24 protein-coding genes are annotated in these 23262 nt (G+C 66.0%); 20 read left to right on the top strand and 4 right to left on the bottom strand.

The genetic code is table 11. The features are described 5' to 3' along the window. Positions 1-274: 274 nt before the first annotated feature. The 14 genes from KVG96_RS12120 (at position 275) to KVG96_RS12055 (ending at position 14291) form a co-directional block, all read left to right on the top strand. The gene (locus KVG96_RS12120) at positions 275-634 is read left to right on the top strand and encodes a c-type cytochrome (RefSeq protein WP_217892284.1); all 360 of its coding nucleotides are present in this window, start codon (positions 275-277) and stop codon (positions 632-634) included. 76 nt (positions 635-710) lie between these two features. Next, entirely contained in the window at positions 711-2039 is a 1329-nt protein-coding gene (locus tag KVG96_RS12115) for a D-arabinono-1,4-lactone oxidase (RefSeq protein WP_217892477.1), read from the top strand. A gap of 74 nt (positions 2040-2113) precedes the next feature. Next, positions 2114-3322, top strand: a complete 1209-nt coding sequence (locus tag KVG96_RS12110; RefSeq protein WP_217892476.1) for a DSD1 family PLP-dependent enzyme — start codon at positions 2114-2116, stop codon at positions 3320-3322. A gap of 204 nt (positions 3323-3526) precedes the next feature. Further along, the gene (locus KVG96_RS27785; protein ID WP_217892283.1) at positions 3527-4138 is read left to right on the top strand and encodes a transposase; all 612 of its coding nucleotides are present in this window, start codon (positions 3527-3529) and stop codon (positions 4136-4138) included. A 59-nt stretch (positions 4139-4197) separates the two neighbouring features. Then, positions 4198-5787, top strand: coding sequence for a ShlB/FhaC/HecB family hemolysin secretion/activation protein (locus tag KVG96_RS12100; protein ID WP_217892282.1), 1590 nt, complete (start codon positions 4198-4200; stop codon positions 5785-5787). A 14-nt stretch (positions 5788-5801) separates the two neighbouring features. Continuing rightward, positions 5802-7601, top strand: coding sequence for a DUF2341 domain-containing protein (locus tag KVG96_RS12095; protein WP_217892281.1), 1800 nt, complete (start codon positions 5802-5804; stop codon positions 7599-7601). Between the two features lie 11 nt (positions 7602-7612). After that, the gene (locus KVG96_RS12090) at positions 7613-8038 is read left to right on the top strand and encodes an ExbD/TolR family protein (RefSeq protein ID WP_096821810.1); all 426 of its coding nucleotides are present in this window, start codon (positions 7613-7615) and stop codon (positions 8036-8038) included. Positions 8039-8041: 3 nt separating this feature from the next. After that, a complete protein-coding gene (locus tag KVG96_RS12085) occupies positions 8042-8749 on the top strand; it encodes a TonB C-terminal domain-containing protein (RefSeq protein WP_217892280.1) in 708 nt (235 codons plus the stop codon). Positions 8750-8788: 39 nt separating this feature from the next. Continuing rightward, on the top strand, positions 8789-10486 hold the full coding sequence (locus tag KVG96_RS12080) for a putative porin (protein ID WP_217892278.1): 1698 nt from the start codon (positions 8789-8791) through the stop codon (positions 10484-10486). Between the two features lie 17 nt (positions 10487-10503). After that, positions 10504-11133 carry a DNA repair protein gene (locus tag KVG96_RS12075; protein WP_217892277.1) on the top strand — a complete coding sequence of 210 codons (630 nt, stop codon included), beginning with the start codon at positions 10504-10506 and terminating at the stop codon, positions 11131-11133. Between the two features lie 18 nt (positions 11134-11151). Then, entirely contained in the window at positions 11152-11622 is a 471-nt protein-coding gene (locus KVG96_RS12070; RefSeq protein ID WP_217892276.1) for a YbjN domain-containing protein, read from the top strand. Continuing rightward, positions 11619-12566 carry a peptidylprolyl isomerase gene (locus KVG96_RS12065; RefSeq protein WP_217892275.1) on the top strand — a complete coding sequence of 316 codons (948 nt, stop codon included), beginning with the start codon at positions 11619-11621 and terminating at the stop codon, positions 12564-12566. The genes KVG96_RS12070 and KVG96_RS12065 overlap by 4 nt, the downstream gene beginning before the upstream one ends. Before the next feature lie 158 nt (positions 12567-12724). Next, positions 12725-13702 (top strand): LysR family transcriptional regulator, encoded by a 978-nt coding sequence (locus tag KVG96_RS12060; protein WP_217892274.1) that lies wholly within the window; start codon positions 12725-12727, stop codon positions 13700-13702. Positions 13703-13775: 73 nt separating this feature from the next. Then, positions 13776-14291: a GNAT family N-acetyltransferase gene (locus tag KVG96_RS12055; RefSeq protein WP_217892273.1), complete on the top strand. Its 516-nt coding sequence runs from the start codon at positions 13776-13778 to the stop codon at positions 14289-14291. 1 nt (position 14292) lies between these two features. On the opposite strand, the gene KVG96_RS12050 is transcribed toward KVG96_RS12055, so the two are convergent. The 3 genes from KVG96_RS12050 to ccoN form a co-directional block, all read right to left on the bottom strand. After that, on the bottom strand, positions 14293-14985 hold the full coding sequence (locus KVG96_RS12050; RefSeq protein WP_217892272.1) for an aspartate/glutamate racemase family protein: 693 nt from the start codon (positions 14983-14985) through the stop codon (positions 14293-14295). A 145-nt stretch (positions 14986-15130) separates the two neighbouring features. Further along, complete coding sequence (locus KVG96_RS12045) at positions 15131-15352, bottom strand: cbb3-type cytochrome c oxidase subunit 3 (protein WP_217892271.1); 222 nt, start codon at positions 15350-15352, stop codon at positions 15131-15133. 14 nt (positions 15353-15366) lie between these two features. Continuing rightward, positions 15367-16794, bottom strand: a complete 1428-nt coding sequence (ccoN, locus tag KVG96_RS12040) for a cytochrome-c oxidase, cbb3-type subunit I (protein ID WP_217892270.1) — start codon at positions 16792-16794, stop codon at positions 15367-15369. Between the two features lie 318 nt (positions 16795-17112). Here ccoN and KVG96_RS12035 point away from each other — a divergent pair, with 318 nt between their 5' ends. From KVG96_RS12035 to KVG96_RS12020, 4 genes are all read left to right on the top strand, one after another. Then, positions 17113-18786 carry a nitrite/sulfite reductase gene (locus tag KVG96_RS12035; protein WP_217892269.1) on the top strand — a complete coding sequence of 558 codons (1674 nt, stop codon included), beginning with the start codon at positions 17113-17115 and terminating at the stop codon, positions 18784-18786. Then, the gene (locus tag KVG96_RS12030; RefSeq protein WP_217892268.1) at positions 18783-19262 is read left to right on the top strand and encodes a DUF934 domain-containing protein; all 480 of its coding nucleotides are present in this window, start codon (positions 18783-18785) and stop codon (positions 19260-19262) included. Before KVG96_RS12035 ends, KVG96_RS12030 begins: the two co-directional genes overlap by 4 nt. A 198-nt stretch (positions 19263-19460) precedes the next feature. Continuing rightward, a complete protein-coding gene (locus tag KVG96_RS12025; RefSeq protein WP_217892267.1) occupies positions 19461-20435 on the top strand; it encodes a hypothetical protein in 975 nt (324 codons plus the stop codon). A 156-nt stretch (positions 20436-20591) separates the two neighbouring features. Next, positions 20592-21263, top strand: a complete 672-nt coding sequence (locus KVG96_RS12020) for a DUF3313 domain-containing protein (RefSeq protein WP_217892266.1) — start codon at positions 20592-20594, stop codon at positions 21261-21263. Between the two features lie 129 nt (positions 21264-21392). Here KVG96_RS12020 and KVG96_RS12015 read toward each other — a convergent pair whose 3' ends face one another. Continuing rightward, a complete protein-coding gene (locus tag KVG96_RS12015; protein ID WP_085582486.1) occupies positions 21393-21818 on the bottom strand; it encodes a YciI family protein in 426 nt (141 codons plus the stop codon). Between the two features lie 135 nt (positions 21819-21953). Between KVG96_RS12015 and KVG96_RS12010 the strand changes: the two genes are divergently transcribed. Both KVG96_RS12010 and tpx read left to right on the top strand, forming a co-directional pair. Beyond that, positions 21954-22397, top strand: coding sequence for an SRPBCC family protein (locus KVG96_RS12010; protein WP_217892265.1), 444 nt, complete (start codon positions 21954-21956; stop codon positions 22395-22397). A gap of 236 nt (positions 22398-22633) precedes the next feature. Beyond that, a complete protein-coding gene (gene tpx, locus KVG96_RS12005; RefSeq protein ID WP_217892264.1) occupies positions 22634-23134 on the top strand; it encodes a thiol peroxidase in 501 nt (166 codons plus the stop codon). Positions 23135-23262 lie beyond the last annotated feature (128 nt).

The raw sequence follows: 23262 nt of genomic DNA, 5'->3' as shown, positions 1-23262 counted from the left end.
CCATCGCGGGCAAGCCCGCTCCCACAAGATTCCCTGTCGTTCACAAGTGTCGTAAGCGCCGCATAACCTGTGGGAGCGGGCTTGCCCGCGATGGCGCCGGTCGGAGCGCTGCACGGCAAATGCTGTTCGCCCACAGCGCCATGGCCCCGGATGCCCCCTCGCTGGCCCGCAATGCCCTCAACCGCCACGCGGCGCTGGCTTAAGGTTGACCCTGCCTGACCACAACAACAAAGGCGCCGCCGCCATGGGCGCGACGCCACACGCGAGGATTGCCATGGGGGCCGCCCGATTCCTGCTTCCGCTGCTGCTGGCCGTTGCCGTGGGGGGCTGCGGCGATGACGCCAAGGCGCCTGCCGCCGGCATCGCCAGCACCGCCACGCCCGCCGATCCGGCCTTGGCGCAGATCTACGCCAACAGCTGCCAGCTCTGCCACGCCAACCCCGCCGCCAACGCGCCGCTGACCGGCGACCGCAAGGCCTGGGAGCCGCGCGTTCGGCAGGGCGGCGACACGCTGCTCGACCACGCCATCAACGGCTACAACGGCATGCCGCCGATGGGCCAGTGCGTGGAGTGCTCGGAAGAGCAATTCCTGCAACTGATCGGCTTCATGGCCGACCAACCGATTCCACAATAAGGGTGCCCGCATGACGATGAATCTGACACGGCGTCAGTTGCTGCAACGGGCGAGCATCGTCGGCGCGTTCAGCGCGCTGGCGGCGAACCCGGCATTGGGCCAGTTGATGCGCGCCCCGCGGCTGATTCCCTGGCGCAACTGGTCGGGCGGGCAGAGCTGCCTGCCGGCGGCGCGGCTGGCGCCCAAGAACATTGACGAGTTGAGCCAGGCCATCCGCCAGGCGCCGGGCAAGATCCGCCCGGTGGGCTCGGCACATTCCTTCAGCGCACTGGTGCCCACCGACGGCACGCTGCTGTCGCTGAGCTACTTCAACGGCCTGCTCGGCCACGACCCGAACACCCTGCAGGCCGAGTTCGCCGCCGGCACGCCGATGTCGCGCATGGGCCAGCCGCTCAAGGACATCGGCCAGGCCCTGCACAACATGGCCGACATCGACTACCAGACCCTGGCCGGGGCGATTTCGACCTCGACCCACGGCACCGGCAAAACCTTCCAGTCCTATTCCGCCCACGTCTGCGGGCTGCAACTGGTGAGCGCCGACGGCGGGGTGCTGGACTGCGACAGCCAGCGCCACCCCGAGGTGTTCAACGCCGCCCGGGTGTCCCTCGGCGCCCTCGGCGTGGCCACGAAGATCCGCCTGCAGAACCGTCCGGCCTACCGCCTGCGCGAGCGTCAGTGGATCGCCAAGACCGAAGAGCTGCTGGAGGACATCGACAAGAACACCTCGGAAAACCAGCACTGGGAAATGCTCGTGGTCACCCATTCCGACTACGCCTTGTCCATCGCCCTCAACGAAACCACCGACCCGGCCACGCCGCCGATCAGCCCCGAAGAGGAGGGCGGCAATGAGTTCGTGACCCTGATCGAGAAGCTCGACAAGTACGGCAGCGACTTCCCCGACCTGCGTAGTTCGCTGCTCAACAGCCTGCGCCACCTGGCCAGTTTCGATGACCGGGTGGGCGACTCGTTCGACATTTACGCCAACGTGCGCACCGTGCGCTTCAACGAGATGGAGTACTCGGTGCCGGCGGAGCACGGGCCGGCCTGCCTGCGCGAGATCCTCAAGCTGATCCGCGACAAGGACCTGCGCACCTGGTTTCCCATCGAGTACCGCTACGTCAAGGCCGACGACATCCCGCTGAGCATGTTCGAGGGCCGCGACAGCTGTTCGATCTCGGTGCATCAGCATTACCAGATGGATCACCACAATTTCTTCGCCGCCGTCGAGCCGATCTTCTGGAAGTACAACGGCCGGCCGCACTGGGGCAAATTGCACACGCTCAACGCCCGGACGCTGCAGCCGCTGTATCCGCGCTGGCGCGAGTTCACCGACGTGCGTCAGGCGCTGGATCCGCAGGGCAAGTTCCTCAATGCCCATCTGTCGTCGATTCTGGGGGTGAGCTGATGGCCGTTGACCGACGCAATTTCCTGTTGGGCACCTTGGGTGTCGGCGTGCTGCTGGCCGGCGTGGGCGCGTTGTTGCGGCCGGGTGACCGCGGCGGGCCCTACAGCGATTACTTTCGCGAGCTGAACCGCGAACTCAAGGCCCGCGGGCCGATGCGCCCGGTGCTGCTGATCGACCTGGACCGGCTGGACCACAACATCGACGTGGTGGTGCGCTCGGCCAAACGGGCTGGCAAGCACTTGCGGCTGGTGGAGAAATCCCTGCCGGCGCCGGGGCTGCTGAGCTACATCGCCCAGCGTGCCGGCACCCAGCGGCTGATGTCGTTCCACCAGCCGTTCCTCAACCACGATGCGGTGACGTTCCCGCAGTCCGACATCTTGCTGGGCAAGCCGTTGCCGGTGCGTTCCGCCGAGCTGTTCTACCAGACCCACCAAGGCCCGTTCGACCCGTCGACGCAACTGCAATGGCTGCTCGACGGCCCCGAACGCCTGCAGCAGTACCTGGCGCTGGCCCAAGGGTTGGGCACGCGGATGCAGGTCAACATCGAGCTGGATGTGGGCCTGCACCGGGGCGGGGTCGGCGAGCTGGAAACGCTGGGGCAGATGCTCACGCTGATCGCCGCCAACCCGCAGCATCTGGCGTTCGCCGGGCTCATGGGCTACGACCCGTTCGTGGGCATGGGGGTGCCGGGGATCCTCGGCTCGCCGCAGGAGCTGTTCGCCAAGGTGATGGCGATCTATCAGCGCTGCGTGGATTTCACCCGCCAGCGCTTCCCGGCCCTGTGGCACGACGGCCTGTGCCTGAACACCGCCGGCAGCCCCAGCTACCGCATGCATGAGAACGAAGCCCTGAGCACCGAGGTGTCGGTGGGCACCGCGATGCTCAAGCCGACCCACTACGACCTGCCGTCGCTGGTCGAGCACGAGCCCGCCGCCTACATCGCCACCCCTGTGCTGAAAAGCACCGGCGCGGTGAACATCCCGGCGCTGGACGACAAGTCGAAGCTGTTCTCCTGGTGGGACACCAACCAGCGCCAGACCTTCTTCATCTACGGCGGCAACTGGATGGCCGAATTCGAATCGCCGCCGGGGCTGCAAAGCAACGGCGTCTACGGGCGCAGTTCGAACCAGGAAATGGTCAACGGCTCCAGCGCCGTGGGGTTGAACGTGGAGGATCAGGTCTTCCTGCGCCCGACCCAGACCGAAGCGGTGCTGCTGCAGTTCGGCGACCTGCTGGCGGTGCGCGGCGGCAAGATCGTCGACACTTGGCCGGTGTACGGCTGACCGCTTTTCCCCGATCAAAGCGCCCAACCCTGTGGCGAGGGCACTTGCTCCCTCGCCACACACCCACTCGCCACCTTCGGTAATGAAGCTTTTGTGACAAAAGTTCGGTAGCACATCGCCAGTCCGGTCATGCCTATGTAACGCGCTTGAGGGGCCCTTCGGGGCAGTCATCGCAAGCCGAGGCGGGACGCCGGGAGTGAGGCAATGGGGACTATGGAACGCTACTCGAAAGTGGGCATGCAGGAACTCGATCAACGCCTGTCGAAGATTGTCGAGGCCGCGCGCAAGAAGCCGGTGTCGGTGTACCGCTACGGTGCGCCGTGGGTCTGGATCGTGTCGCAGGACGACTGGCAGGGCGCCTTGAAAGAGGTCTCCAGCTACATTCCTCCGGGCCATTCGCTGGTGCTGCTGCGCCCGCAGATCGATGACCTGCTCGACGAGCACCGCGACCTCCTGCATGAACTCAATGCCGAGCCCGGCATGGTCATTCCCGCACAGACCGTCATGCACATCCTGCTCCTGCAACTGCTGTATTCGGTGCCCAGCGAGCAGCAGCTGTTCGAGCAGCTCAACTACAACCTGCTGTTCCGCTGGTTCGTGGGGCTTGGCCTGAACCAGAAGGTCTGGAGCTTCAACACCCTCGGCCGCGACACCGCCACGCTGCTCAACAACCCGCGTGCGGTGCAGCTCATCCAGAAAATCATCGGCGAAGTGTTCTGCGGCGCACTGCTGCAGATGCCCGAGTTCTCGTTGAACTTCGCCCTGCTGCACACATGGCTGGGCAAGCACGCCGGGGCGTCTGCCGCCAGCAATTGACCGACGCAGCACACGGGGCGCTGTCGCGCCGTAGACCATCGCGAATTCAGGGGAATGGTGTGGAACGGATTTTCAAGTCACGGCTGGCGCTGTGGGGCTGGCTGCTGGTGACGGCCGGCGCGCAGCCTGCGATCGCCGAAGAGGGCGCCGCGCCGCAGCGCCTGGTGGACGTCAACGAATACTTCGTGCGCGGCAACACCGTGCTCGACGCGCGGGCCATCGAAGAGGCGGTGTACCCGTTCCTCGGCCCGCAGAAGGCCCTGAGCGACATCGAAGGCGCGCGGGATGCCTTGCAGAAGGCCTATCAGGACCGCGGCTACCAATCGGTGTTCGTCGAATTGCCGGAGCAGGCGGTGGCCGACGGCATCGTCTACCTGCAAGTCAGCGAGACCAAGGTCGGCCGGGTGCGGGTGGTCGGCGCCAAGCACTACTCGCCGCTGGACATCCGCGACAACGTCCCGGCGCTCAAGGAAGGCGAGGTGCCGGACTTCGCCAAGGTACAGGGCGAACTGGCGCAACTGAACAAGACACCGGGCCGCCAAGTCATGCCGCTGGTGCGCGAAGGCCAGCGCCCCGGCACCATGGACGTGGACCTGCAGGTCGAAGACCAGAACCCGTGGACCGCCAGCGTCGGCCTGAACAACGACTACAGCGCCGACACCGAAAAGCTCCGGGCGGTGACCAGCCTCGGTTACAACAACCTCTGGCAGCTCGGTCACAGCATCAGCCTGACCTACTTCACCGCGCCCCAGGACACCGACAACGCCAAGGTCTGGTCGGCGTCCTACACCGCGCCGCTGAATGACCGCTGGAGCGTGCAGTTCTCCGGCTACCAGTCCGACAGCAACGTGGCCACCCTCGGCGGCAGCAACGTGCTGGGCAAGGGCCATTCCTACGGGGTGTCGGCGATCTACACGCTGCCGTCCAGCGGCAACTGGTCGAACTCGCTGTCGGCGGGCATCGACTTCAAGGACTTCGACGAGCGCCTGACCCTGGCCGGCGACAGCGACAAGGTGCCGCTCAAGTACGCGCCGTTCACCTTCGCCTACAACGGCTACCGCTACACCGAAAAGAGTCAGCTGGGCCTTGGCCTGAGCCTGGTGGCCGCCACCCGCAGCCTCTTCGGCTACGGCAGCTCCGACGAAGACTTCGACTACAAGCGCTACCGCGCCAAGCCGAGCTTCGCCGTGCTCAAGGGCGACACGAACTTCACCTGGACCTTCGACAACGACTGGCAGAGCGCGAGCAAGGCCGCGTTCCAGCTCGCGTCCGGGCCGCTGGTCTCCAACGAGCAGTTCTCCGCCGGCGGCGCGACCTCGGTGCGCGGCTACCTGGCGGCCGAACGCACCGCCGACGACGGCCTCCTGCTCAGCCAGGAATTGCGCACGCCGTCGCTGGCCAGGTTCGTCGGCGGCTGGATGCAGGACTGGCGCTTCTACGCCTTCGCCGAAGGCGCGCAGCTGTACCTGCGCGACGAACTGCCGGACCAGGACGCCGACTACGCCCTGGCCAGCGTCGGCCTCGGCACCCGCGCCAGCCTGAGCAAATGGCTGTCCGGCAGCCTCGACTGGGGCTACCCGCTACTCGAAGGGCCGAACACCTCGAAACAGGAATCGCGCCTGCACTTCAACCTTCAGGCCACTTTCTAACAGGAGCACTTTCCATGCAGCGCCTTTTCCTATCGTTGTTGATCTGCCTGGGCTTCGTGCTCCCGGCCACGGCCCAGGCCTGGTGGCAGGACGACTGGCACTACCGCAAGCAGATCGCCGTGGACACCACGCCCCAGGGCGCGGGCATCCAGCAGCCCCTGGGCCGCACGGCGCTGCTGGTGCGCCTGCACACCGGCAACTTCACCTTCGATGGCGTGAAGGAGGACGGCTCGGACCTGCGCTTCGTCGCCGCCGACGACAAGACCGTGCTCAACCACCAGATCGAAAGCTTCGATGCGCTGATGGGCATGGCGCTGGTCTGGGTCGATGTGCCGAACGTCGAGGGCGGCCAGCGCCAGGACATCTGGATGTACTACGGCAACCCGAAGGCCCCGGCCACCGGCAACGGTCAACTGACGTTCGATCCGAACTACACCGCGCTCTATCACTTCGACGGCGCCACCGGCACGCCGGCCAAGGACACCACCGCCTACGGCAACACCGCCCAGAGCGCCACCGGCGCAAGCATCGACGGCGTGGTGGGGCGCGCCTTGCAGTTCAGCGGCCAGCCGCTGCTGTTGCCGGCCAGCCCGTCGCTGCAGCACAGCGCCGGCAGCGCCTTCACCTTCAGTGCCTGGCTGCGGCTGGACCAGGCCAACGGCGAGCAGTTGATCCTGGCCCGCCGCGAAGGCGCCGCCAGCCTGCTGGTGGGCGTCAATCAGGGCGTGCCGTTCGTGGAGATCGACGGCCAGCGCGCCGTCGCCGGCCAGGCGCTGAACCCTGGCCAATGGCAACACCTGGCGTTGACCGCCGAAGGCAGCAAGACCGCGCTGTACGTCAACGGCCGCGAAAACGTCGCGCTGGCGCAAGCGATGCCGGCGTTCAACTCGGCCATGGCGGTCGGCGCCGACCTCGCCGCCGGCCCGTACCAGCCGTTCGCGGGCGCCATCGACGAGCTGCGCCTGTCCAAGGTCGCACGCCCGGCGGCGCTGCTGCTGGCCGATGCCACCGCCCAGGGCGCCGAGTCGAAACTGGTCGCCTACGGTGTCGATGAAGAACAGTCCGGCTTCGGCTTCGGCAGCCTGGGCTTTTTGCTCAACGCGGTGCCGGTGGACGCCTGGGTGATCATCGCGGTGCTGGTGCTGATGATGTTCCAGTCGTGGATCATCATGCTGCGCAAGAACCGCACCCTGGGCCGCGTCACCGCCGCCAACGAAGATTTCCGCGCGCAGTTCGCCAAGGTCGGCACGCGCCTGGAGATGTTCGCCGACGACACCCAGCTCGCCCGGCGCCTGCAGCATTCGCCGCTGTGGCGCCTGTACTTGGTGGCCGTGAAAGAGATCCGCACCCGCCGTGAGCAGGGCGCCGATACCTCGTCGGTGTCGGCGGCCACCATCGAAGCCATCCGCTGCTCCATGGACGGCGTGCGCACCCGGGAAAACCAGGCCCTGAGCGCCAAGCTCTCGACCCTGTCCAACGCCATCGCCGGCGGTCCGTACATCGGCCTGCTCGGCACCGTGCTGGGGATCATGGTGGTGTTCCTCGGCACGGCCATGGCCGGCGACGTCAACATCAACGCCATCGCGCCGGGCATGGCCGCCGCGCTGCTCGCCACCGCCATGGGCCTGTTCGTCGCGATCCCGGCGCTGTTCGGCTACAACCGGCTGATCACCCGCAACAAGGAAGTCAGCGCCGACATGCGCGTGTTCGTCGACGAGTTCATCACCCGTCTGGCGGAAATGCACGGCGAAGGCCAGTCCAGTGAGGCGGCGCAGGTGCGCGGCCATCACGCCAACCACTCCGTACCGGCCTGAGGAGCACTGACATGGCGTCCGTAAATGCCTCCCACGACGATGACGAAGACGCAGCGGTGGACAGCATCAACATCACCCCGCTGGTGGACGTGCTGATGGTGGTGCTGGTGATGTTCATCCTCACCGCCACCGCCCAGGTGTCCGGGATCCAGATCAACCTGCCCAAGGCCAGCGCGGCGGTGTCGCTGTCCGAGGCCAAGACCAAGGCGATTTCGGTCAACGACGGCGGCCAGGTGTTCCTCGACGCCTACCCGGTGACCCTGCCGGAGCTGGAGGAGCGCCTGCGCATCGAGAAGGCGCAGAACCCGGACTTCCCGGTGATCGTGCGCGGCGACGCCACGGTGCAGTACCAGAAGGTCATCGAGGTGCTGGACCTGCTGCGCCGGCTCGAACTGTCCCAGGTCGGTCTCGTCACCGGCAAACCGAGCCAGGGCTGAGCCATGACCGCACACAACCCGATCGAGCCGTTGCCGGTGAAGAAGGCCTCGCCGTTGCGCTACGTGAAGTGGGGCGCCGGGCTGATCGTCGGCGCGCTCGCGGCTTACCTGCTGTGGCAGTGGGCCAACGACATGAGCGGCGTGCGCCGTGAAGCGCCGAAGGTGCCGACGATCATTCCGTTGCCGCCACCGCCGCCACCGCCTCCGGAAAAGCCGCCGGAGCCGGAAACCCCGGTGGAGGAAAAAATCGTCGAGCCGCAGCCGACCCCCGAGCCGCAAGAGGTCAAGCCCGCGGAGGAAGCGCCGCCGTCGCCGGCGGACGACCTGGCCAACCCGATGCAGATCGACGGCGACGCCCAGGCTGGCAGCGATGCCTTCAACATCGGCGCGGGCAAGGGCGGCGGCATGGCCGGGGCTGGCGGCGGGCGCTTGGGCAACGGCACCTACAGCCAGTTCCTGGCGTTCACCTTCCAGAAGCTGCTGCGCGAAAACCCCGACCTGCGCAACCTGGCGTTTTCGCTGCAGGCCGATGTGTGGCTCAGCGGCACCGGCGAAATCACTCGCGTGGAACTGACCAAGTCCAGCGGCCAGCCCGACATCGACGCCCAGGTGCTGGCGGCGTTGCGTGCCGCGCCGGCCCTGAGCGAACGGCCGCCGGCCTCCATCACATTGCCTGTGCGCCTGTCCCTGCAGGGGCGGCGTCCGGGCTGACCGAATTTCTCAAGATTTGCCAAAAGGAGTTGTGTGCAGATGATTTCCCACGTGAACCGGTTGTCCCTGGCGGTCGGCATGGTCGTCGCGACCCTGGTCGGTCAGGCCGCGGCAGCGCCTGCGCCTTCGGAGAACGCCACGATCAACCTGATCCGCTTGCTGGTCGAGCAGGGCATCCTCAAGCAGGACAAGGCCGACGCGCTGATCGCCCAGGCCCAGAACGAGGCCGCCCAGGCGAAGCAGGCCGCCGCTTCGGCCGCCGTGGCGGCGGGCCCGGTCGCAGCGCCGGGCGACGTGCGCGTGCAGTACGTGCCGGCGGCGGTGCGCGACCAGATCCGCGATCAGGTCAAGGCCGAGGTCATGGCCACCGCCAAGCAAGAGAACTGGGCCCAGCCCAACACCTTTCCGGAGTGGGTCGCGCGCATCAGCTTCGACGGCGACATCCGTCTGCGCGACGAGTCGCGCTACTACTCGGGCAGCAACAGCAACGAGATCGTCGACTTCGCCAAGCTCAACAACAACGGCCCGTACGACGTGAACCCCAACAGCAGCACCAACCTGCCGCCGTTGCTCAACACCCGCGAAGACCGCGAGAACCTGTTCCGCCTGCGCGCCCGGCTGGGCATGAAGGCCGAGATCGCGCCACAGTGGACCGCCGGGGTGCGCATCGGCACCGGTTCGGACAACAACCCGGTGTCCACCACCCAGAACCTGGGCGGCGGCTTCGCCAAGAAAGACATCTGGCTCGACCAGGGCTACCTGACCTGGAAGCCGTCGGATGAGCTGACCCTGACCGGCGGGCGTTTCGCCAACCCGTTCATGTCCACCGACATGCTGTACTCCAACGACCTGAACTTCGACGGCGTGGCGGCGATCTTCGACCGCAAGCTCAGCCGCGACTGGGGCGTGTTCGGCACCGTCGGCGCGTTCCCGGTGGACTACACCAACGACACCACCACCAGCAACGGCTTCGACAAGGAAGAAAGCGACAACAAGTGGCTGTACGGCGCGCAGATCGGCGCCAAGTGGGCGATCAACAGCGACAACCGGCTCAAGGGCGCGTTGGCGTACTACCGCTTCGACGACATCGAAGGCCAGCGCTCCAGCCCTTGCCGGCCTTGGGCCGGGGAACCGGGCTGCGACAGCGACGGCACCCGCGCCGCGTTCATGCAGAAGGGCAACAGCGTGTTCCTGCTGCGCGACATCACGCCCAACCCGCTCAACCCGGCGGGCACGCCGCAGCCGCAGTTCGTCGGTCTTGCGTCGGAGTTCAACCTGCTGGACCTGAACCTGGTGTGGGACGCGGACCTGCCGCAGGACTTCAAGCTGCGCGGTCAAGGCAACTACATCCACAACCTGGGCTACGACGAAGGCGACATGCGCAAGCGTTCGGCCGGGCAGATCGTCAACAACCTGGGCAGCGACGGCGAGATCAAGAGCGGCGCCAACGCCTGGATGGTGCAGTTCACCCTCGGCAACGCGCTGGACCTGAAGAAGCAGGGCGACTGGAACCTGTTCGCCGGCTACAAGTACATCCAGCCGGACGCCTTGCCGGACGGCTTCAACGATTCCTCGTTCCACCTGGGCGGCACCAACGCCAAGGGCTACATCCTGGGCGGCAACTACGGGCTGGCCAAGAACGTCTACGCCACCGGCCGCTGGATGAGCACCGAGGCGGTGTATGGCGCGCCGTTCGACATCGACGTCATGCAGCTTGAGATCAACACGCGCTTCTGAGGCGCCGGGAGAGGGTAATGGACACGCGTTTTCTGTGGCTCGGTCTGGGCCTGTTGGTCGCCACCGGCGCGAGCGCCGAAGGCATGGAGGAGCGCCTGCGCACCCAGTTGCGCAGCACCGCCCAGCAATTGCAGGCCTTGCAGAGCCAGCAGGCCCAGGCCAGCGCCGCGCAGTTGGCGGCGCAGAACGAGGCCAAGGCTGCGCAGGCGCAGATCAAGCAATTGACCGCCGAACTGGCCAAGGCCAAGGGCGTCGCCGAGCAGTTGGCCGGCCAGCAGCAGAGCCTGCACAGCCAGGCCCAGGCCCAGGTGGCCGCCAGCAACGAGCAGGTCGGCAAGTTCAAGAAAGCCTATGACGAGCTGCTGGCCATGACCCGTGCCAAAGAGGCGGAACGGTCTAAGCTTCAGGCGCAATTGGCCGAACGTGACACACAAGTGCAGCAATGTTCGGTCAAGAATCAGCAGATGTACGGCGTCGCCAAGGAGATCCTCACCGCCTACGAAAACATCGATGTGGCCCAGGTGATGAAGATCCGCCAGCCCTTCGCGGGCAGCGCCCGGGTCAAGTTCGACGAACTGGCCCAGGGCTTCGGCGACGAGCTCTACAAGACCCATTTCGATGCGCCCCGAGCGGCGCTCGCCCAGTGATATGACAAGGAAGCGACCATGACTCAATTGATCAGCCACGTGACCCCGGCCTCGTTGACCGAAGTGCTGCAAGCCGCCGGTTACCGGGTCAACCAGACCGAACAGAACGGCATCGTCCAGTTGCTCAGCGCCAGCCAAGGCATCGGCTACGCGGTGCGTTTCGGCAACCCGGCGACGGAGGCGGGCGGTTTCGTGGACTTCACCTTCAGCTGCGCCCTGCGGGTGCAGGGCGAGTTGCCGGCCGGGGTGGCCGAGCAGTGGAACGCCTCGCGCCGCTTCGCCCGGCTGTCGTTGCAGGGTGAGTTCCTGGTGATGGAAATGGACGTGGTGGTGGCGGCGGGCGTCAGCGCTGCGCACCTGCGCGGCAACCTGGAACTGTGGGACCGGCTGCTTCAGGAGTTCATCGTGTACCTGCGTGATTTCAGTCAGCAGGCCGCGGCGCCTGCGGTGAACGCCGAGGCGGCCGCGCAAGAGGAAGCCGTGCTGTGAAAAAGCCTGCCATGGTGATGGGCGCCGCCACGGTGGCGCTGCTGGTGGTGGCCGTGGCGTTGGCGGTGCGGCCGGGCAGCGACCCGGTCGCCGCTCAGCAGCCGGCGCCGTCGATGAAGGCCGAGGCGGGGCCCGCGCTGGCCCGCCTGGGCAATCAGCAGGTGTCGCCGCAGGAGGTGCAGGCGCTGTTGGCCAGCCTGCCGCCGGCGTCCCGCGAACAGCTGCAAGGCAACCGCGAGGCGCTGGAGCGCTGGATCCGTTCGCGCCTGGCCGAAAAGGCCGTGCTGGAGCAGGCGGACGCCCAGGGCTGGGCGCAGCGTCCCGACGTCGCCCGGCAGACCCGTGCGGCCACCGAGCAGATCATCTTCCGCGATTACTTGCGGTCGGTCAGCGAGGTGCCGGCGGACTACCCGAGCGCCGCCGAACTGCAGCAGGCCTACGAGGCCGGCAAGGCCGACTGGGTGACCCCGGCGCTGTACCGGGTCAGCCAGATCTTCCTCGGCGTGGGCGATCCGCAGAACCTCGAAAGCGTGCGCAAGCAGGCGTCGGAGTTGAGCAAAAAGGCCCAGGCTGCGCCGGGGGAGTTCGCCGCACTGGCCGGCCAGTACTCGCAGGACCGCACGACGGCCGAGCGGGGCGGCGACAGCGGCCTGCAACCGTTGCAGCAGCTGGTGCCGGAGGTGCGTGGCGCGGTGGCGCGGCTGAAGGTCGGCGCAGTGTCGGAGCCGGTGCAGAGCGCGGCGGGTTTTCACGTGATCAAGCTCACCGAACTGCAGCCGGCCCGCACCGCGACCCTGGACGAGCTGCGTGATCAACTGACCCAGGCCCTGCGCGCCCGGCGCCAGGAGCAAATCGCCCAGGCGTACCTGGACGGCATGCTCAATACCGCGACGCTGAGCATCGACGGGGCCGAACTCAACAAGGTGCTGGAGGAAAAACGGTAATTCAGATCCACCGCTGAACCTTGTGGGAGCCGGCTTGCCGGCGATGGCTTCGTGTCAGCCTCCAGGCAGGTTGGATCTGCCGACCGCATCGCTGGCAAGCCAGCGCCCACAATGGACGTGCGCAAAGGCAAACAACAAAGATCGACAGGGAGTCATCGATGTCATTCACCGAACCCGCAGGACGACAGGGCAGCCCCGAATACCGCTGGCCGCAGGACAAGGAAGAACCCTGGCAGGCCCGGGCCGCCGCCATCGACGGCGACGTGGCGCAATACTTCCTGGTCAGCGCCCGCTGCGGTTGCTTCATGCAGGCGGCCCGCAGCCTCAATGTGCGTTCGACCTTGCTGCGCAAGCAACTGGCGCAGCTGGAGCAGCAACTGCAATGTGCGCTGTTCAGCTTCCAGGGCAGCGCCCTGAGCCTGACCCGCGAAGGTCAGCAGTTGCAGGCGCGGCTGGTCGCCCTGGCCCACGAACGCAAACTGCCGGTGGTCGAGCAGCCGCTGGTGCGCCTGGCCGTGGCCGAGTCGATCCTGCACGACATCCTCGGCCGTGACCTGATCGCGCTTTTGCGCCGCAACGCCAGCGTGCGCCTGGAGATCATTTCGGTGGACAGCGAACTGGCGCTGCAAGCGGTGAGCGCCGACGTGGTGCTGTGGCTGGCCCCCGGCGAAAGCCCCCATCCCGGCCCGACGTTCGCCACCGACGAACCGCAACGCCTGGCGACCCTGGACTACCTGCCGCACATCGCCAAGCGCTATTCGCGGGTGACGGCGCGTCCGGACACCCTCGACGACCTGGCCGACTTCATGCTGGTGCAGTGGCGCCACGACCGTCAGATCGACGGCTTCCGTCCCTGGAACAACCTCGTCGAACAACGCCTGGCCGGGGTGGTGCAGATGCAGTCCTACGAGCTGATGCTGGAGATGATCCGCTGCAGCGCCTGCATCGGCCTGCTGCCGATGTACATGGGCCGCTTCGACCGCGGTCTGGTGGCGTTGCCGGGGCTGTTCGAGGAGCCGATGCGGTTGCAGGCGTGGCTGGCGGTGAATGCCGAGTCGCAGGCATCGGCCGAGGTGCAGGCATTGGCCGGACTGATCCGCCACACCTTCAGCGAACGGCAGGAGTGGTTCGAATAGCCTGAAGCTGGATCAAATGATTTGGGGCGGTTTAGAGTGGACGGCCACGCAACCGATCCAGGAGGGATCCGCCATGCCTGACGACACCGCCATCCACCTCGAACGCTTCAACGAATCCCATGTCGAGGGCGTCACCGCGCTCTACAACGATCCGGCCGTGGGCCGGCAAGTGCTGCAGATGCCGTTCCAGTCCAGCGAGGTCTGGCGCCAGCGGTTGCAGGCGGACAACGAACGGGCGGTGAAACTGGTGGCGCTGCATCAGGGCGCGGTGATCGGCAACCTGGGGCTTGAGGCGTACTCGCGGATGCGCCGCAGCCATGCCGCCAGTTTCGGCATGGGCGTCGCCTTGGCGTGGCAGGGCAAGGGCGTCGGTTCCCGGCTGCTGGCGGCGGCGCTGGACGTCGCCGACAACTGGATGAACCTGCACCGGGTCGAACTCACCGTGTACGCCGACAACGAAGCCGCCATCGGCCTGTACCGCAAGTTCGGCTTCGAGACCGAAGGCCTGTTGCGTGACTACGCCGTGCGCGACGGGCAATGGGTCGACACCCTGAGCATGGCCCGCCTGCGCCCGCGCCCCAAGGCGTGACTCAGTCGTCCAGGGCGAACGCCACCGCCGCCTGCGCATGCAGCGCGGTGGTGTCGAGCAGGGGCAGGGCGCTGTGCTCGGGCTTGATCAGCAGGCCGATTTCCGTGCAGCCGAGGATGATCGCCTGGGCGCCCCGGGCCGTCAGGGATTCGATCACCCGCTGATAGGCCTGCCGTGACGTTTCGCTGATCACGCCGACGCACAGTTCGTCGTAGATGATCCGGTGCACCGCACGGCGTTCGGCCTCGTCCGGCACCAGCACGTTCAGGCCCTGGGCGTGCAGCCGCTGCTTGAGGAAGTCCTGTTCCATGGTGAACGCCGTGCCGAGCAGGCCGACGGTGTTGGCGCCGATCTCCAGGGCCGCATGGGCGGCGGGTTCGGCGATGTGCAGGAACGGAATGCCGACGGCGGCCTGGATCGGTTCGGCCACCTTGTGCATGGTGTTGGTGCACAGCACCACGCATTCGGCGCCGCCGGCTTCGAGCCGGCGCGCGGCATCCACCAGGATCGCCGCCGCGTCGTCCCAGCGCCCGGCGTGCTGGGCCTGTTCGACCGGGCCGAAATCCACGCTGTGCATCAGCAGCTGCGCCGACCGCAGCGGCCCGAGCCGGTCGCGGACCTGCTGGTTGATGAGGCGATAGTATTCGGCGCTGGATTCCCAGCTCATGCCGCCGATCAGGCCGATGGTGCGCATTGGATGTCCTCAGGCTGTGGCCCGTGCGGATGCGCCAGGCCTTGGGGGAGTTTCCGGCGGTTCGGCGGCGGATGCCAGCGCCAATCAACTGTAGCGCTCATTCCGTCGCAAACTGTGGGAGCGGGCAGGCCCGCTCCCATAGGGGTCACATGTCCATGTTGACCCAGCCCGGCCTGGCTTCCTCCGGCGCCACGGCCTTCACCGTCTTGCCGGTGGCCTGCTCCACCCGCTGCGCCACTTCCGGGTCGTCGGCGAACGGCGTGAGGCTGGCGTCGTCGAGGCTTTGGGCGGTTTCGTGGCGCAGGCAGTACTCCACCGACAGCCACAGAAACACCACCCCCAGCCCATTCAGCAACATCTCGAACATGGCCGGCTCCTTGCCTAGGCGATCTGCGCGTCGCGGTGGGCCAGCGCCACGTCCGCCACCCGCACGGTGCGCCACACGTTGTAGGCCATCAGCAGCATGCCGCTGAGGAAGAACACCCCGCCGGCGAAGCGCACGATGAAGCCCGGATGGCTGGCCTGCAACGCTTCGACGAAGGAGTACGTCAGGGTGCCGTCCTCGTTGATCGCGCGCCACATCAGGCCCTGGGTGATGCCGTTGACCCACATCGAGGCGATGTAGAGCACGGTGCCGATGGTCGCCAGCCAGAAGTGCAGGTTGATCAGCGGCGTGCTGTGCATGCGTTCGCGGCCGAACACTTTGGGCACCATGTGGTAGGTCGCGCCGAAGGTGATCATCGCCACCCAGCCCAGCGCCCCGGCGTGCACGTGGCCGATGGTCCAGTCGGTGTAGTGGGAGAGGGCGTTGACGGTCTTGATCGCCATCATCGGGCCTTCGAAGGTGGACATGCCGTAGAACGCCAATGACAGCACCAGGAACCGCAGGATCGGGTCGGTGCGCAACTGATGCCAGGCGCCGGACAGCGTCATCATGCCGTTGATCATCCCGCCCCAGCTCGGCGCCAGCAGGATCAGCGACATCGCCATGCCCAGCGATTGCGCCCAGTCGGGCAGGGCGGTGTAGTGCAGGTGGTGGGGGCCGGCCCAGATGTACAGGGTGATCAGCGCCCAGAAGTGCACGATCGACAACCGGTACGAATACACCGGCCGGTTCACTTGCTTGGGCACGAAGTAGTACATCATCCCCAGGAACCCGGTGGTCAGGAAGAAGCCCACCGCGTTGTGCCCGTACCACCACTGCACCATGGCGTCGGTGGCGCCGGAGTACACCGGGTAGGACTTGAACCAGTCCACCGGGATCGACAGGTGGTTGACCACGTGCAGCATCGCGATCACCAGGATGAACGCGCCGAAGAACCAGTTGCCGACGTAGATGTGCTTGGTCTTGCGCCGCACCACGGTGGTGAAGAACACCACGCCGTAGGCCACCCAGACCACCGCCATCCACACTGCGCCGGAGAACTCGATCTCGGCGTATTCCTTGGTGGTGGTGTAGCCCATCGGCAGGGTGACGAGCATGATCACGATCACTGCCTGCCAGCCCCAGAAGGTGAACGCCGCGAGCCGGTCCGAATACAGCCGCACCTGGCAGGTGCGCTGCACCGCGTAGTAGCTGGCGGCGAACTGGGCGCTGCCGGCGAATCCGAAGATCACCAGGCTCGTGTGCAGGGGCCGCAGGCGGCCGAAAGTGGTCCACGGCAGGTCGAGGTTCATGTCGGGCCAAACCAGTTGCGAGGCGATCCATACCCCCATCGCCATGCCGACCACACCCCAGAAAACGGTTGCGATGACAAATTGGCGGACGACCTTGTAGTTGTAGGCCTGTCCGGTTGCTGCTGTGCTCATGGTCGATTCATCCACGGTTGCAAAGGCTTGCCGGACCACCCGGCCCGGCATGGGCTGCACTGTAGGAACCCTGCCGAAAACAAAACAGGCTCAGGAATCTTTCATTTGTGCGGATCAGATTTCATGGCTGCCTGCGGCCATCTGCCGCGCTCTGATACGGTTTTTATGGTTTCAGGTGAATCTGTAACGGCCTGCGCCGTTCGGCCATAGTCACTGAAAATTTGTGGGAGCGGGTTGGTTCGCGAATGCGGTGTGTCAGTTAACACACCGCATTCGCGAACCAACCCGCTCCCACAGAAAACCCTGATGAGGTAGCCGATGTATCAGTACGACGATTACGACCGGGCGCTGGTGTTCGAGCGCGTGGCGCAGTTCCGCGACCAGGTCGCCCGGTTCCTGGCCGGCGAGTTGAGCGAAGAGGAGTTCCTGCCGCTGCGCCTGCAGAACGGCCTGTATATGCAAAAGCACGCGTACATGCTGCGGGTGGCGATCCCCTACGGCACCTTGAGCGCCGGGCAGATGCGCACCCTGGCCGGCATCGCCAGCGACTACGACCGGGGCTACGGCCACTTCACCACCCGGCAGAACATGCAGTTCAACTGGATCCGGCTGGAAGAAGTGCCGGACATCCTCGAACGCCTGGCGCAGGTCAACATGCATGCGATCCAGACCTCCGGCAACTGCGTGCGCAACATCACCACCGAAGCCTTCGCCGGGGTGGCGGCGGACGAGTTGATCGATCCGCGCCCGCTGGCCGAGATCCTGCGGCAGTGGTCGACGATCAATCCGGAATTCCTGTTCCTGCCGCGCAAGTTCAAGATCGCCATCTGCTCGGCCAGGCAGGACCGCGCGGCGATCATGATGCACGACATCGGCCTGTACCTTTACCCCGGCCGGGACGGGCAGATGCTGCTGCGGGTGATCGTCGGCGGCGGGTTGGGGCGCACGCCGATCCTGGGCCTGCAGATCCGCGACGGCTTGCCGTGGCAGCACCTGCTGTCCTACGTCGAGGCGGTGCTGCGGGTCTACAACCGCCACGGCCGGCGCGACAACAAGTACAAGGCGCGGATCAAGATCCTGGTCAAGGCGCTGGGCATCGAGGCGTTCGCCAAAGAGGTCGAGGCGGAATGGCAGCACCTCAAGGACGGCCCGGCGCAACTGACCGACGCCGAGTACCAGAGGGTCGCCAGCGCCTTCGTGCCGCCGGCCTACCGGACGCTGGCCGGCACCGACCTGGACTTCGGCACGCACCTGGCCGAGAGCCCGGCGTTCGCCCGTTGGGTCGCGCGCAACGTGCAGCCGCACAAGGTGCCGGGCTACGCCAGCGTGGTGCTGTCGACCAAACCGGGCGCGGCCGCCGCGCCGGGGGACGTCACCGGCCAGCAGATGCTGGCGGTGGCCGACTGGTCCGAGCGCTTCGGCTTCGGCGAGATCCGCATTGCCCACGAGCAGAACGTCGTCCTGCCGGACGTGCCCAAATCCGGGCTCCATGCCCTGTGGCTCGAAGCGCGGGAGCGGGGGCTGGGCAGCGCCAACGTCGGCTTGCTCACCGACATCATCGCCTGCCCCGGCGGCGACTTCTGCGCGCTGGCCAACGCCAAGTCGATCCCTGTGGCCCAGGCGATCCAGGCCCGCTTCGAAGACCTCGACTACCTGCACGACCTGGGCGACATCAGCCTGAACATCTCCGGCTGCATGAACGCCTGCGGCCATCACCACATCGGCAACATCGGGATCCTGGGCGTCGACAAGAACGGCAGCGAGTGGTACCAGATCACCCTCGGCGGCGCCCAGGGCAAGCACAGCGCGCTGGGCAAGGTCATTGGGCCGGCGTTCAGCGCCGCCGAAGTGCCGCAGGTGATCGAGCGGATCATCGGCACCTTCGTGCGCTACCGCGAAAGCGAGGAACTGTTCGTCGATACGCTGGCGAGGATCGGCCTGGAGCCGTTCAAGGAGCGGGTCTACCCCAAGGCGCTGGAGGCGACGGCATGAACAATCTGCTGCGGCTGGAAGAGGGCGGGGCGCGGATCGTGGCGGACGACCCGTGGACGCTCGTGCGCGAGCCGGCCGGCACGCGGCCTGCGGGGCTGTTGATCCTGCCGCTGGCCCACTGGCTGGAGTCGCCCTCCACCCATGCGGTTTGGCTGGGCCCGGACGACGAGGTCGAAAGCCTTGTCCCGTGGCTGGCCTCGCTGCCGCTGATTGCCCTCGATTTCCCCAGCTTTCGCGACGGCCGCGCCTACAGCCAGGCGTACCTGCTGCGCAGCCGGTTCGGCTGGGCCGGCGAGCTGCGGGCCATCGGCGACGTGCTGCGCGACCAGCTCAGCCACATGCGCCAGTGCGGCTTCGACAGCTTCGCCGTACGCGAGGACAAGTCCGCCGAAGACGCGCTCAAGGGCCTGGCCGGGATGAGCGTGCAGTACGGCCGCTCGGTCATCGAGCCGCGGCCGCTGTTCCGGCGCCGGTAAAGGGGGGGGCAAGCCGCGAGCCGCAAGCCGCAAGCCGCAAGCCGCAAGCTTCAAGCGACTGCGGCTTCTGCACAGGGGAAACCCTTAGGACTGCCTTCAATCGGGGATTTTTCCTTGGGTCGGTGATGGCCTTTTGGTAGAGTCCTTGGCGCCAGCGGGTTTTCGGCTGGACGACGGAACGAAGAAGGGAGTCTGTTTGTGGCTGCGGGCAAAAAAATCCTCGGCCTCACCGCGTTGCTTTTGATGCTGACGCTGTGGGCCAGTTACTTTTATGTGTTCAACGAAAACCGCGACGGCCAGCTGGGCGGCGCCGGCGACAGCCGGGCCTGGTGCGGCACGCCGCCGTCCGGCGAGGCGGCATTGCTGGGCAAGGACCAGTTGACCCTGCGCATCACCAACAACCTGCGCGGCGAGTTCATGCTCAGCGGTTCGGTGGTGGTGTCCGAACGCACCTTCAACCGCTACGACCTGGGCCGCAACGAACTGCGCCTGCGCCTGGAGCCGCTGCAGTGGTCGTACGGCGTGACGCCGATCTTCCTCGAACAGGTGAAGGTGCAGCCCCTGAGCCGCAACCTGTCGGCGACCGACAAGAGCGCCTTCGCCGAGCTTGAGCCGCGTCCCATCGGCGTTCAGGGCCAGGTCGCCGCGTTTCCCTTCGACACTTACCGTTACGGCTACAAGCCGGTGCTGTACTACCTCAAGGGCAACGAGCGCATCGACCTGCGCTTCAAGAACATCACCACGCAGATGGAGATGTCCAACACCTTCACGCCGATCCAGAAGTACAACCGCGTCGAGTACATCAACGAGAAGAACTCGATGATCCGCGACGAAGACTACAAGGCCTACGGCCCCCACGAGTGCGCCTTCAGCGTCGAGCGCAAGGGGTCGTTCAAGGTGGTGGTGCTGCTGCTCCTGCTGATCCTGTGCCTGCCGCTGATGCACGTGTTCTACCGCGACGAGCCGGGGATCGACTTCCTCGCCACCCTGGTGGGCATCGCCGTGGTGCGCACGGTGCTGGTGGGGCCGGTGAAGGACTTCGAGCTGTACAACATCGACTTCCTGTTCGGCGCGGCGATCCTGCTGGTGGGGACGGTGTCGCTGATCAAGGCGATGAAGGCCCACAGTCGTCGGGAGATGGCGTTGAGGAGCGGGGCGACGTCGTCCTGGTGATGCCTGCGGCGCGGGCGTTTGCCCGCACACCGCTGCACGGCACAGGTCGGCGTTGGGCGAATGTTGCGGATTTCGACAGCAAAATCCGAGGTTTTAGCTATACCTGTAACTCTCCCTCAAGCAGTACTTTCCGGCCTTCTGACAGGAGTTACAGACATGAAGCTTGCATTGATGATGAGCACCGTGTGCGTCGCTGCGCTTGCCGTGACGGGGTGTTCCAGCAAAGTCGTCGAGCCGGATCAGTACTCCGGCTTCCTCAAGGACTACAGCCAGCTGAAGGAAGCCAAGTCGCCTTCGGGCGCCACGGTGATGCGCTGGGTCGATCCGAAGCTGGACATCAAAAAGTTCAGCAGCGTCTACGTCGAACCGACCCAGCTGTACCCCAAGCCACAGCCGACGGCGAAGATTCCGCAGCAGACCCTCAACGGCATCACCGGCTATTACGATCAGGCGCTCAAGCGTGAGATCGGCAAGTCGTTGCCGCTGGCCAACGGCCCGGGCCCAGGCGTGATCGTGGTGCGCGCGGCGATCACCGCCGTGAGCAGCAAGACCGAAGGCCTCAAGCCCTATGAAGTGATCCCGATCGCCCTGGTGGCCGCTGCGGTCAGCACCGCCAGCGGCATCCGCGACCAGGAAACCACCCTGGCCACCGAGGCGGTGTTCCTCGACGGCGGCAACAACAAGGTGGTCGCCCAGGTCGTGCGCAAGGGCACCGGCAAACCGCTGGAGAACGACGCCCAGGTGATGAAGGCCGACGACGTGGAAGCGGTCATCGACGGTTGGGCGGCGGACATGCACCAGTCCTACCTCAAGCTCAAGGCCAAATGACACGCCGCGCTGCCGGCTGACGCTCCGCCGTCGCCGGCAGGCTGTTCCCGCAGGGATGTCGCGGCGTCGCGAATCCCGTGCGGGCAGCCGTCTGCCGGTGATGGCGACGGCATTGCCTGCCCGAGGTCTTCAGTGCTTTTTCGCCTGTTCGCGGATGCGCTCTTCCTGCTCGCGCAGTTCGGGGGTGAACTCGGCGCCGAAGTCCTCTGCGCTGAACACCTGGCGGATTTCGATTTCGGCGTCGGTGCCCGGCATCGGGTTGGGGCAGCGCTTGACCCATTCGATGGCTTCGTCCCGGGATTTCACCTCCCAGATCCAGTAGCCGGCGATCAGTTCCTTGGTTTCGGCGAAGGGGCCGTCGATCACCGTGCGCTTCTCGCCCGAAAAACGCACCCGGGCGCCCTTGCTGCTGGGGTGCAGGCCGTCGGCCGAAACCAGGATTCCGGCCTTGGCCAGTTCCTCGTTGTAGTTGCCCATGGCGGTGAGCAGCTCTTCGCTGGGCATGACGCCGGCTTCCGAGTCCTGGCTGGCTTTGACGATGATCATGAATCGCATGGTGTGAATCTCCGCTGGGGGGTGGGATATTTGCCACTTAGTCGAACGCCGGGAGCCGGAATCGACAACGTCGCTAAATAAAAGATGCCCGCCTGCGTTTTGACAAATGCCGGCCCACCCAAGGAACCCTCCGCCATGCCCGTTCTGGAACTCACCACCCTGATTCCCGGCCGCACCCCGACGCAGGTGCTGGACTTCTGCCTGGAGGGCGTCAATTTCCCGAAGATCTTCCCCGAACGCATCGCGCCGCTGGGCGACATCGACCTTAACGACCTGCGGATCGAGGCCGGGCGGCAGTTCCGCTTTCGCCACTGGATGTTCAACCTGATCCCGTCGGACTGGACGGTGGCCATCCGCGAGGCCGGCGACAGCCACTTCGTCGATGAAATGCTCAAGGGGCCGTTGCGCGCCTTCCGCCACGAGCACCGGGTGGCGCCGGGGGAGGGCGGTACGCTGTACACCGACCGGGTGACCTACTCGGCCATCGGCGGCGCGTTCAGCGAGCGGCTGTTGGTGAACGGCTACATGCGGCGGATCTTCGAGGCGCGGCACCGCAACATGCTGCGGTTGCTGGGATAGCCCGGCAGGCGCGAGCCTGCTCGCCATGGCGCCGGATCAGTCACCGCGACGGTGGCGGTCGGTTATCGCGAGCAGGCTCGCTCCTACGGATGAACGGGGGCAGTTGTATCCAGTTTTGTGTGCCGAAACATGACAATTTCAGTCCGGGCATAGGTCGGCGGCGCATTTCGTGGTTAACTTCGGCCTCTTGCATGCTGTCCAACAAAACATTCAAAACGTTCAGAAGGATTCCGTTCATGGCTCAAGTCACCCTCAAAGGCAACCCGGTTCAAGTCAACGGCCAGTTGCCGCAAGCCGGCTCCAAGGCCCCGGCCTTTTCCCTGGTCGCCGGCAACCTGTCCGACGTCACCCTGGCCAGCTTCGCCGGCAAGCGCAAAGTGCTGAACATCTTCCCGAGCGTCGACACCCCGACCTGCGCCACCTCCGTGCGCACCTTCAACAAGAAGGCCAACGAACTGGCCAACACCGTGGTGCTGTGCATCTCCGCCGACCTGCCGTTCGCCCAGGCCCGCTTCTGCGGCGCCGAAGGCCTGGACAACGTGCAGAACCTGTCGACCCTGCGCGGCGCCGAGTTCATCGAGAACTACGGCGTGGCCATCGCCGACGGCCCGCTCAAGGGCCTGACCGCCCGTGCCGTGGTGGTGCTGGACGAGAACGACACCGTCCTGCACAGCGAACTGGTCAAGGAAATCGCTGAAGAGCCGAACTACGACGCCGCTCTGAATGCCCTGAAGTAAGCGCTTTTACAATTGTTAACGGCCTGGCCCTGTCCAGGCCGTTTTCATTTGTGTATCAGTCTCTTGGCTCACACCTTGAAACGTAAGTTGAAGGTAAATTGCCGGTAAAGCCGCTTTGCTTAATCCCC

Source organism: Pseudomonas ekonensis (assembly GCF_019145435.1).
Classification (GTDB): domain Bacteria; phylum Pseudomonadota; class Gammaproteobacteria; order Pseudomonadales; family Pseudomonadaceae; genus Aquipseudomonas; species Aquipseudomonas ekonensis.
The sequence above is the reverse complement of the archived record's forward strand: the minus strand, read 5'-3'. Positions and strand labels throughout refer to the sequence as shown.

Bases quoted from the DNA above. Each gene is read 5' to 3' on its own strand.
- KVG96_RS12060 (WP_217892274.1), top strand. From the start codon at position 12,725: ATGTCATTCACCGAACCCGCAGGACGACAGGGCAGCCCCGAATACCGC.
- KVG96_RS12080 (WP_217892278.1), top strand. From the start codon at position 8,789: ATGATTTCCCACGTGAACCGGTTGTCCCTGGCGGTCGGCATGGTCGTC.
- KVG96_RS12095 (WP_217892281.1), top strand. From the start codon at position 5,802: ATGCAGCGCCTTTTCCTATCGTTGTTGATCTGCCTGGGCTTCGTGCTC.
- KVG96_RS12075 (WP_217892277.1), top strand. From the start codon at position 10,504: ATGGACACGCGTTTTCTGTGGCTCGGTCTGGGCCTGTTGGTCGCCACC.
- KVG96_RS12015 (WP_085582486.1), bottom strand. From the start codon at position 21,818: ATGCGATTCATGATCATCGTCAAAGCCAGCCAGGACTCGGAAGCCGGC.
- KVG96_RS12030 (WP_217892268.1), top strand. From the start codon at position 18,783: ATGAACAATCTGCTGCGGCTGGAAGAGGGCGGGGCGCGGATCGTGGCG.
- KVG96_RS12045 (WP_217892271.1), bottom strand. From the start codon at position 15,352: ATGTTCGAGATGTTGCTGAATGGGCTGGGGGTGGTGTTTCTGTGGCTG.
- KVG96_RS27785 (WP_217892283.1), top strand. From the start codon at position 3,527: ATGGGGACTATGGAACGCTACTCGAAAGTGGGCATGCAGGAACTCGAT.
- KVG96_RS12070 (WP_217892276.1), top strand. From the start codon at position 11,152: ATGACTCAATTGATCAGCCACGTGACCCCGGCCTCGTTGACCGAAGTG.
- KVG96_RS12020 (WP_217892266.1), top strand. From the start codon at position 20,592: ATGAAGCTTGCATTGATGATGAGCACCGTGTGCGTCGCTGCGCTTGCC.
- KVG96_RS12010 (WP_217892265.1), top strand. From the start codon at position 21,954: ATGCCCGTTCTGGAACTCACCACCCTGATTCCCGGCCGCACCCCGACG.
- KVG96_RS12085 (WP_217892280.1), top strand. From the start codon at position 8,042: ATGACCGCACACAACCCGATCGAGCCGTTGCCGGTGAAGAAGGCCTCG.
- ccoN (WP_217892270.1), bottom strand. From the start codon at position 16,794: ATGAGCACAGCAGCAACCGGACAGGCCTACAACTACAAGGTCGTCCGC.
- KVG96_RS12050 (WP_217892272.1), bottom strand. From the start codon at position 14,985: ATGCGCACCATCGGCCTGATCGGCGGCATGAGCTGGGAATCCAGCGCC.
- tpx (WP_217892264.1), top strand. From the start codon at position 22,634: ATGGCTCAAGTCACCCTCAAAGGCAACCCGGTTCAAGTCAACGGCCAG.
- KVG96_RS12090 (WP_096821810.1), top strand. From the start codon at position 7,613: ATGGCGTCCGTAAATGCCTCCCACGACGATGACGAAGACGCAGCGGTG.
- KVG96_RS12120 (WP_217892284.1), top strand. From the start codon at position 275: ATGGGGGCCGCCCGATTCCTGCTTCCGCTGCTGCTGGCCGTTGCCGTG.
- KVG96_RS12035 (WP_217892269.1), top strand. From the start codon at position 17,113: ATGTATCAGTACGACGATTACGACCGGGCGCTGGTGTTCGAGCGCGTG.
- KVG96_RS12055 (WP_217892273.1), top strand. From the start codon at position 13,776: ATGCCTGACGACACCGCCATCCACCTCGAACGCTTCAACGAATCCCAT.